Consider the following 9,643-nt stretch of genomic DNA (forward strand, 5'->3'; position numbering starts at 1 on the left):
AAATTTTCTTAGACCTTAAGTTTCATGATATACCAAATACTATGCAAAGCGCAGTAAGAGCTGCAGTAAGAGATAATGTATGGTTAATGACAATACATGTATCTGATATGGAAGGTATGAGACAATGTGCTATAGCTGCTAAAGAAGAAGCAGAGAGATTGAATATAGAAAAGCCAATAATAGTAGGGGTTACAGTTTTAACATCACTAAGCGATAAAGATTTATCTGATATAGGATGCAATATGACTACAGAAGAATTAGCTATAAAGAGAGCTAAATTAGCTAAAGAATCTGGAATAGATGGAATAGTTTGTTCAGCTCAAGAAGTAGATAAAATAGTTGAGGCATGTGGTTCTGACTTTGTAACAGTATGCCCAGGAATAAGACCTAAGACTGCTGAAGCAGGAGATCAAAAAAGAGTTGTTACTCCAGCTGATGCAATAAATAAAGGGGCTCATTATTTAGTAGTTGGAAGACCTATAACTAAAGCAGAAAATCCAAAAGAAGCTGCAATAAGTATAGTAAATGAAATAGAAAACGCTTAGGAGGTAGGTCAAATGAGGGGAAAATTAATATTAGAAGATGGAACAATATTTGAAGGTAAAGCATTTGGATACTTACAAGACAGTGTAGGAGAAGTAGTATTTAACACTTCTATGACAGGTTATGGAGAAGTATTAACAGACCCGTCATACTATGGTCAAATAGTAACAATGACTTATCCGCTAATAGGAAACTACGGAATAAACCTTGAAGATGTAGAATCTGAGGGAGTACATGTAAAAGGATTTATAGTAAGAGAAAAAAGTGACGCACCTAACAATTTTAGATGTGAAATGGATATAAATACATACTTAAAGCAAAATAAAGTTATTGGGATTGAAGGAATAGACACAAGAGCTTTAACAAAAATACTAAGAAACAATGGAACGATGAAAGGGATAATAACTTTAGAAAATGCATCTTTAGAAGATGTTAAATCTAAATTAGAATCTTTTGATAATACACAAGCAGTAAAAACTGTAACTAGAAAAGAAGTTGAGTACATAAAAGGTGATGGGACTAAAGTTGCTGTTATGGACTTTGGAGTAAAAGAGAATATATTAAGATCTTTCAAAGAAAGAAATTGTGATATAACAGTATTCCCTGCAACTACTAAAACAGAGGAAGTATTAGGTATAAATCCTGATTTAATATTCTTATCAAATGGACCTGGAGATCCAGAAGATTTAGAAGATGTTATAGAAAATATAAAAGAGTTAGTTGGTAAAAAGCCAATAGCTGGAATATGTTTAGGACACCAATTATTAGCTTTAACATTAGGTGGGAAAACATCTAAATTAAAGTTTGGACATAGGGGTGGAAATCATCCAGTTAAAGACTTAGAAGAAAATAAGATATTTATAACGTCTCAAAATCATGGTTATTATGTATCACAAATGCCTGAGAACATGGAAGTTACTCATATAAACTTAAATGATAATACTGTAGAAGGAATGAGACACAAAGAATTGCCTATATACAGTGTTCAATATCATCCAGAAGCTTGTCCAGGACCAAAAGACAACGATTATATATTCGACAAGTTCTTAGAATTAGTATAAATATTATATGTATTTGTACAACTTAAGGGGATTAAACTTAGAATTATAAAAAATCGTTAATTAGATAAGGAGAAAAATTATGCCTAAAATAGATAGTATAAAAAAGACTTTAGTATTAGGTTCAGGACCTATAATAATAGGACAAGCAGCGGAATTTGATTATTCTGGAACTCAAGCTTGTCAAGCTCTTAAAGAAGAGGGAGTAGAAGTTGTATTAGTAAATAGTAATCCAGCTACAATAATGACTGATAAAGAAGTAGCAGATAAAATATATATAGAACCATTAACAATCGAATTTATAGAAAAAATAATAGAAAAAGAAAGACCAGATAGTTTACTAGCCGGAATGGGTGGTCAAACAGGACTTAACTTAGCTGTAGAACTTCATGATGCTGGTATATTAGATAAATATAATGTAAAGATAATAGGTACTTCAGTAGAATCTATCAAAAAAGGTGAAGATAGAGATACATTTAGAGAAGTAATGAGAGAAATTAATCAACCAGTTGTAATTAGTGATATAGTAACTAACTTAGAAGATGGTTTAGCATTTGCAGAAAAAATTGGATATCCAGTAGTTGTAAGACCAGCATATACATTAGGTGGAACTGGTGGAGGTATAGCTGAAACTGTTGAAGAGTTAACAGAAATACTTACTCAAGGACTACAATTAAGTCCAGTTAGCCAAGTGTTACTTGAAAAAAGTATAAAAGGTTGGAAAGAAATCGAATATGAAGTAATAAGAGATGGTAATGGAAACTGTATAACTGTATGTAATATGGAAAATATAGATCCAGTTGGAGTTCATACAGGTGATAGTGTAGTTGTAGCACCGAGTCAAACTTTAAGCGATAAAGAATATCAAATGCTTAGAAAAGCATCTATAGATATAATAAATGCTATAGAAGTTAAAGGTGGATGTAACGTACAGATAGCTCTTAACCCAACTAGTTTAGAATATGCAATAATAGAAATAAACCCAAGGGTTTCTAGATCATCAGCTCTTGCATCAAAAGCTACAGGTTACCCGATAGCAAAAGTTGGAGCAAAAATAGCTTTAGGATATACATTAGATGAAATAGAAAATGCTGTTACTAAAAAAACTTATGCATGTTTTGAACCTACACTTGACTATGTAGTAGTTAAGATACCAAAGTGGCCATTTGATAAGTTTAAACAAGCAAATAGAAAATTAGGAACAAAGATGATGGCAACAGGGGAAATAATGAGTATAGGAAGTAACTTTGAAGCGGCTATACTTAAAGGAATAAGATCTCTTGAAATAGGAAAATACTCTTTAGTTCATGCTGAGTCAGAAGAAAAAAGCATAGAAGCATTAAAGAAGAGTGTTGTGGTTCCTGATGATGAAAGATTATTTGATTTAGCTGAAATGATAAGAAGAGGATATAAAATAGAAATGATAGAACAAATCACTGGAGTAGATAAGTGGTTTATAAATAAATTTAAATGGATAGTAGAGCAAGAAGAAAAATTAAAGGGAATGAAAATCGAAGATTTAAATAAGGATTACTTACTAGAATTAAAGAAAAAAGGATTCTCTGACAAAGGTATAGCAGATTTAATGAAGATAAGCCCAGAAAGACTATGTGAATTAAGAAGATTATATAACATACAACCAGCATATAAAATGGTTGATACTTGTGGAGGAGAGTTTGATGCATTATCTCCATACTACTACTCAACTTATGAACAATATGATGAAGTAGAAATAAGTGATAAGAAAAAAGTTATAGTACTTGGTTCTGGTCCTATAAGGATAGGTCAAGGTATAGAGTTTGATTACTGTTCAGTTCACTGTGTAAAATCTCTAAGAGCACAAGGAATCGAAACAATAATAATAAACAATAATCCAGAAACAGTAAGTACAGATTTTGATACATCAGATAAATTATACTTTGAACCACTAACAGAAGAAGAAGTATTAAATATAATAGAAAAAGAAAATCCAGATGGAGTAATACTTCAATTTGGTGGTCAAACAGCTATAAAATTAGCTAAGTTTTTAAATGAAAAGAATATAAAAATATTAGGAACAGATTTTGCAGATATAGATGCTGCTGAAGATAGAGAGAAATTTGAAGAATTATTAGAAAAACTTGATATAAATAGACCAAAAGGTAAGGCTATATGGTCAGTTGTAGAAGGAATAAAAGAAGCTGAAAAACTAGGTTACCCAGTACTTGTTAGACCATCGTATGTACTTGGTGGTCAAGGTATGGAAATAACTTATGACGAATCTAAATTAGCTACATACTTAGAAAGTGCATTTAAAAGAGATAAGAAAAACCCTGTACTTATAGATAAGTACTTAACAGGTAGAGAAATAGAAGTTGATGCAATATGTGATGGAGAAAATATATTAATACCTGGAATAATGGAACACTTAGAAAGAGCTGGAGTTCACTCTGGAGATAGTATAACTATGTATCCTAGCCAAAATGTAAGTGATAAAATAAAATCTAAAATACTAGACTATACGAAAAAAATAGCTTTAGAATTAAACGTACTTGGAATGGTTAATATACAATTTATAGAATTCCAAAATGAATTATATATAATAGAAGTTAATCCAAGAGCAAGTAGAACAGTTCCATATATAAGTAAGGTAAGTAATGTACCTATAGTAGATTTAGCTACTAGATGTACGCTAGGTGAAAAATTAGTTGATATGGGATATGGAACAGGAGTTTATAAAGAGCCTAAATTAGTATCAGTTAAGGTTCCGGTATTTTCTATGTCAAAGCTTGCTAGAGTTGACGTAAGCTTAGGGCCTGAAATGAAATCTACTGGAGAAGTTTTAGGTGTTGGAGAAAACTTAGAGGAAGCTTTATATAAAGGATTCTTAGCAGCTGGTAAAACTATGTCTGATAAGAGAGGTGTAGTACTTGCTACTATAAATAATTATGATAAAGATGAATTTATGGAAATAGCAAAAGATATGAAAGAATTAGGATATACTTTTGTAGCTACAGAAGGTACAGCTAAAATCTTAAGAGCAAGTGGAATAGATGCAGATGTAGTTAATAGAGTAGAAGAATCTAGACCAAATATATTAGATGCTATAAGAAATAAAGAAGTTGATATAGTAATAAATACACCAACTAAAGGTAATGACTCAAATAGAGATGGGTTTAAGATAAGAAGAACTGCTACTGAATTCTCAACAGAAATAATGACATCTTTAGATACTCTAAGAGCTTTAGTAGAAGTTAAGAAAAAAGAAATAAAAGATGCTGGATTAGAAGTATATAATATAGCTGAATAATAAAGGTTAACAATTAAAAAGGTATGAAGTTAATTATAACTTCATACCTTTTTATATTAAAATCTTCTATGGGACCTATTTCTTGGTCTAGGAATAGGCCCTGGTGTCTGAGGTTCAGTACAATAAAAACGAGGATTTATATAAGGTGCAAATTTACTAAACATCATTTTAAACTTAATTATACCATATTCACTAGGTGCTATCTCGTCAACACCAAAGTATATAACTATACCATCATCAGCTAGATAAAATGCTTGATCATCTGGAATTTCAATATCAATTTCAGGATAGTACATTTGAGGATTTTGGTTAATTTTATATTTTACATAATTAGTAATTACTTCAATATAATTAACACCTTCATTAAAAACATCTTTTATAAAAAGTTCCTTACCTGTAAGTAAGTCATAATTATAGTTATATAAAAAATTATAAATAGTTTCCTTTGAATCTATTAAACCAAGAAGACTTAAAGGAACACTTAAAATATGGTTTTTATTAAACGAAACAGCAAATGTTGACTTAGCTTTGTAAACTCTAAGAGGTGTGTTATTTTGCTTAGCAACTTGATTATATTCTCTTTCTTCCTCCTGAAGACCTTTAATAAATGTATCAACATCTAATTTTATAGTTGAATTTATATTATCTAAGTAAGTTTGCATAATGTAGAAGTAGTCATTATTCATATTAAAAAAAGATGGATACTGAAGGTCATAGTAAAAGAAGTTTTCATGTCCGATAGATTCATTAAATTGTGTACGCAATAAGTTATATATACAGTTAGTATTATTTTGCGACATATCCATAGTAAATACCCCCTCTCATATTTAAAAAATCAATTAAAATATAATATGCTAAAAACTTATATATAGTTAATAAATAATAAAAATTAATAAATTATAAATAATAAAAAACATAATCAAAAGTAAAGTATATAAAGTATGGAAAATACCGAAAATATAGGTAATTATATGATATAATACATAAATTGAGAGTAATTAATTTAGGAGGGCAGCAATGTTATTATTAGCAGATAAATGGAAAGAATATGAACTTATAGATATGGGTAACGGAGAAAAATTAGAAAGATGGGGAGATTATGTTCTTAGAAGGCCAGATCCACAAATAATGTGGCCAATGCAGTCTGAATGGTCATTATGGAAAAATCCTCATGGTCATTATCACAGAAGTAGTAGAGGTGGAGGACAATGGGAGCATAAAAAGAAATATCCAGAAAAATGGGTAATAAGCTACAAAAATTTAAAGTTTAATATAAGTCCAACTGGATTTAAACATACAGGTTTATTCCCAGAGCAAGCGGCTAACTGGGATTGGGCTATGGATAAAATAGAAAATGCAAATAGACCAATAAAAGTATTAAATCTTTTTGCATATACTGGTGGAGCAACAGTAGCTTGTGCAGCAGCAGGAGCAGAAGTATGCCATGTAGATGCTTCTAAAGGTATGGTAACTTGGGCTAAAGAAAATATACAAACATCAGGTCTTGGAGATAGAAAAGTAAGATTTATAGTTGATGATGTTGTTAAGTTCGTTGAGAGAGAAGTAAGAAGAGGTAATAAGTATGATGCTATAATAATGGACCCACCTTCTTATGGAAGAGGACCAAAAGGTGAAGTATGGCAAATAGAAGAAAAACTATATGGATTAGTTGAATTATGTACTAAAGTATTATCAGATGAACCTTTATTTTTCTTAATAAATTCATATACTACAGGATTGTCTCCGATAATTCTTGAACATATATTAGATGCTACAGTAGTTAAAAAGGCAAAAGGTGGAAAAGTATACGGAGGAGAAATAGGAATACCAACTTCAAGAGATGGAAAAGTTCTTCCATGTGGTATATTTGGAAGATGGGAGTCTAAGTAATGATTAAAGTTATATACGAAGATAATCATTTATTAGTTGTAGAGAAACCCGTAAATATACTATCTCAAAGTGACGACACTAATGATAAAGATATGGTTAATCTTTTAAAACAGTATGTAAAAGAAAAGTACAACAAACCGGGTAATGTATATATAGGTCTTATACATAGATTAGATAGACCTGTAGGTGGAGCTATGGTTTTTGCAAAAACATCTAAAGCAGCATCAAGATTATCTGAACAAGTAAGAAACAAAACTTTCAAAAAGACTTACAGAGCTATAATACATGGAAATATGAATAAGCCAGAGGATACTTTAAAAGATTATCTTTATAAAAATAAAAAAACTAACATGGTTAGTGTAGTTAATAAAAATCACAAAGAAGCTAAAAATGCAGAGTTAAGTTATAAAACGTTAGATAGAAAAAATGGATTTAGTCTTGTTGAAATAGACTTAAAGACAGGTAGATCTCATCAAATAAGAGTTCAATTTTCAAGTAGGAAGCATCCGTTATTTGGAGATCAAAGATATGGACAAGATGTAAATAAAGTAGGTCAACAAATATCACTTTGGTCTTATAAGATAGAAATAGAACATCCAACAACAAAGGAAAAAATGGAATTTGTGTGTAAGCCACCTAATGAATATCCATGGGATCTATTTAATTAAACAATAGAAGTATATATGTTAATTAATATATTGCTTAATTAGATGTAATTAAATACTTAAAATAATTAGAATTAATATGTTTGGTATAAAATTAGATATAAAAGATACAGCGCAAATTATAATTTGCGCTGTATCTTTTTTATACATTGCTAATATTAAATTTACCATTTTAATTTCTCCTAAAAATAAAACTTAAACTATATAAACTAAAATTTAATTATATATAGAAGATAAGTCTAAAGCATCAAAATAGTTCATTTGAATTTCTTCCTCTTTATAATCGTCACTTGTTACTAATCCATCAGTTAAGAAATATGCTAAAAATGTTAATGCTAATGGGAATAATATTATAATTGCTAGTGTTAAATTTATCATTGTAATTCCTCCTTAATATTTATCTTATGAATTTATTATAAAATATTAAACTTAAACTATTATGATTTAAATCTTAAATAAATCTTAAAACTTGTTTTCTATGTACTTATTGTACTAAAAATTTTTAAAAAAAGCCTTACTGATAGGTTATAGTTTGGTGACATTTTTGTAACGTTAGTAAAAATTAGGAATATATTTTTGTGCAAACAATAAACAAACAATATAGTATAATAATTTATACAAATACAACTAAAGTTAAAGGAGAATATATGGATAAATACACAGGATTTTATATAGATAAACCAACTGGAAATAATGTATTTTCTTATGAAGAAAGAGAAAATAAAAAAATATATGTACCTAAATTAATAGAAGGAACATTAGAAGATGTATGTGTTGGAGAAAATATAGTATTTAATGAAATAGATGAAGATATAGAGATAAAAGCAAAAGGATTAAAAAATATGGTTGAATATCATGTGGAAAATAAAGATGTTTATATATTTGATAACCATAATCATGCTCTTTATTTTTGGATAAAAAGTCTTAAAAGTCATAAGTTTACAAAAGGATGTAAATTGGTTCATGTAGATCAGCATAAAGATATGAGAGAACCAGAAAATTATAATGTGGATATGGAGAATATAGATGATGTATTTAGATATACTAATGATGTACTTAACGTAGGAAATTTTATTCAGCCTGCATTAAAGCATGATATATTTTCAGAAGTAATTATAATAGACAGTTCAGATGGGTTTGAATTAGATATAGAAGGTGAATTTGTATTAGACATTGATTTAGATATATTTTCTGATGATATGAGCTATATTTCATATGATTTAAGGGTTAATAGAATAAAAGAACTTATATCTAAAGCTAAAGTAATAACAATAGCATCGAGTCCATTCTTTATAGAGCAAGAGTATGCTATAAAAGTATTAAAAGAATTATTTAATTGTGATATAATAGAAGAGTTAATCTAAGAAATTATGGTATAATACGATAAAATTAAAAATAAATTTAAAAATTTATACTATAAATAAAAAGATATATTATAGGAGGAAAAAAGTATGAGTTTATATACTGAATGGAGAAATTTAAGTGATAATCACGAAAATCAAGAAGCAGAAGTAAAGTTTTGGGAAGAGTATTTAAAAGTAGAAGCTGAAATATACAACGAGCTTTTAAACGCTAAGACTTTTGTTGTAGAAGGAAAAGTTAGAGATTTAGCAGCTAAGTACAATACTTCGGTTGAATACTTCATGGGATTCATAGATGGAATAAGCGAAAGTTTAAAAGAAGATATAACTTTAGAAACTATAGAAGCTGATAGTGAAATAAAGTTACAAATAGATGTTGAAAAATTATACTACAACATGGTAGCTGTTGAAGCTCACTGGTTATATAACTTACCAGGATGGAATGATATATTATCAGTTGAAACAAGAAAAGAAATACAAAAAGCACACAAGAATTCTAAGACAATAGTTAAAGAAGATAAAATAGGAAGAAATGATGCTTGTCCATGCGGAAGCGGTAAAAAATACAAGAAGTGTTGTGGAAAGTAAGGTAAACTTATGTTTGTTTTAAGATTTATTGATGAAGAAGATGATTTAGCGGTTAAAGAATTTACATCGTTAAGTAGTGTTAAAGAATATATAAGTCAAAATAATCTAGAAAAAACATGGCATCAGATTGAGGAAATCAAAAAAGTAGTACCTAACTTAAAAGAAGACTAAAAAAGAGTATCTAAGAAATAATATTATTTCTTAGATACTCTTTTAAAATATCACTAAGCTTGAGCGATTGTTAAGCAA

10 protein-coding genes are annotated in these 9,643 nt (G+C 29.0%); 8 read left to right on the plus strand and 2 right to left on the minus strand.

Annotated features, from left to right (window positions below; genetic code table 11):
* The 3 genes from pyrF to carB form a co-directional block, all read left to right on the plus strand.
* A partial coding sequence (gene pyrF, locus JWF52_RS04025; protein WP_208332071.1) for an orotidine-5'-phosphate decarboxylase occupies nt 1-545 on the plus strand: 545 nt, incomplete at its 5' end.
* A gap of 12 nt (nt 546-557) precedes the next feature.
* Nucleotides 558-1,604 (plus strand): glutamine-hydrolyzing carbamoyl-phosphate synthase small subunit, encoded by a 1,047-nt coding sequence (carA, locus tag JWF52_RS04030; protein ID WP_208332072.1) that lies wholly within the window; start codon nt 558-560, stop codon nt 1,602-1,604.
* Nucleotides 1,605-1,683: 79 nt separating this feature from the next.
* Nucleotides 1,684-4,890 carry a carbamoyl-phosphate synthase large subunit gene (gene carB / locus JWF52_RS04035; protein WP_208332073.1) on the plus strand — a complete coding sequence of 1,069 codons (3,207 nt, stop codon included), beginning with the start codon at nt 1,684-1,686 and terminating at the stop codon, nt 4,888-4,890.
* A gap of 56 nt (nt 4,891-4,946) precedes the next feature.
* Here the strand turns inward: carB and JWF52_RS04040 are convergent, their stop codons facing one another.
* Complete coding sequence (locus JWF52_RS04040) at nt 4,947-5,696, minus strand: DUF3298 and DUF4163 domain-containing protein (RefSeq protein WP_208332074.1); 750 nt, start codon at nt 5,694-5,696, stop codon at nt 4,947-4,949.
* Between the two features lie 211 nt (nt 5,697-5,907).
* On the opposite strand from JWF52_RS04040, the gene JWF52_RS04045 reads away from it, so the two are divergent.
* Together JWF52_RS04045 and JWF52_RS04050 are read left to right on the plus strand one after the other, a co-directional pair.
* A complete protein-coding gene (locus JWF52_RS04045; protein ID WP_208332075.1) occupies nt 5,908-6,780 on the plus strand; it encodes a class I SAM-dependent methyltransferase in 873 nt (290 codons plus the stop codon).
* On the plus strand, nt 6,780-7,448 hold the full coding sequence (locus tag JWF52_RS04050; protein ID WP_208332076.1) for an RluA family pseudouridine synthase: 669 nt from the start codon (nt 6,780-6,782) through the stop codon (nt 7,446-7,448). The genes JWF52_RS04045 and JWF52_RS04050 overlap by 1 nt, the downstream gene beginning before the upstream one ends.
* Nucleotides 7,449-7,661: 213 nt before the next feature.
* Here JWF52_RS04050 and JWF52_RS04055 read toward each other — a convergent pair whose 3' ends face one another.
* Nucleotides 7,662-7,823 carry a hypothetical protein gene (locus tag JWF52_RS04055; protein WP_208332077.1) on the minus strand — a complete coding sequence of 54 codons (162 nt, stop codon included), beginning with the start codon at nt 7,821-7,823 and terminating at the stop codon, nt 7,662-7,664.
* Nucleotides 7,824-8,092: 269 nt separating this feature from the next.
* Between JWF52_RS04055 and JWF52_RS04060 the strand changes: the two genes are divergently transcribed.
* The 3 genes from JWF52_RS04060 (at nt 8,093) to JWF52_RS04070 (ending at nt 9,565) form a co-directional block, all read left to right on the plus strand.
* The gene (locus JWF52_RS04060; protein WP_208332078.1) at nt 8,093-8,809 is read left to right on the plus strand and encodes a peptide arginase family protein; all 717 of its coding nucleotides are present in this window, start codon (nt 8,093-8,095) and stop codon (nt 8,807-8,809) included.
* 87 nt (nt 8,810-8,896) lie between these two features.
* A complete protein-coding gene (locus JWF52_RS04065; protein ID WP_208332079.1) occupies nt 8,897-9,394 on the plus strand; it encodes an SEC-C metal-binding domain-containing protein in 498 nt (165 codons plus the stop codon).
* Between the two features lie 9 nt (nt 9,395-9,403).
* Complete coding sequence (locus tag JWF52_RS04070; RefSeq protein WP_173399947.1) at nt 9,404-9,565, plus strand: hypothetical protein; 162 nt, start codon at nt 9,404-9,406, stop codon at nt 9,563-9,565.
* Nucleotides 9,566-9,643: the final 78 nt, after the last annotated feature.

It is taken from the genome of Clostridium sp. CCUG 7971 (assembly GCF_017590215.1).
Taxonomy (GTDB): Bacteria; Bacillota; Clostridia; order Peptostreptococcales; family Peptostreptococcaceae; genus Faecalimicrobium.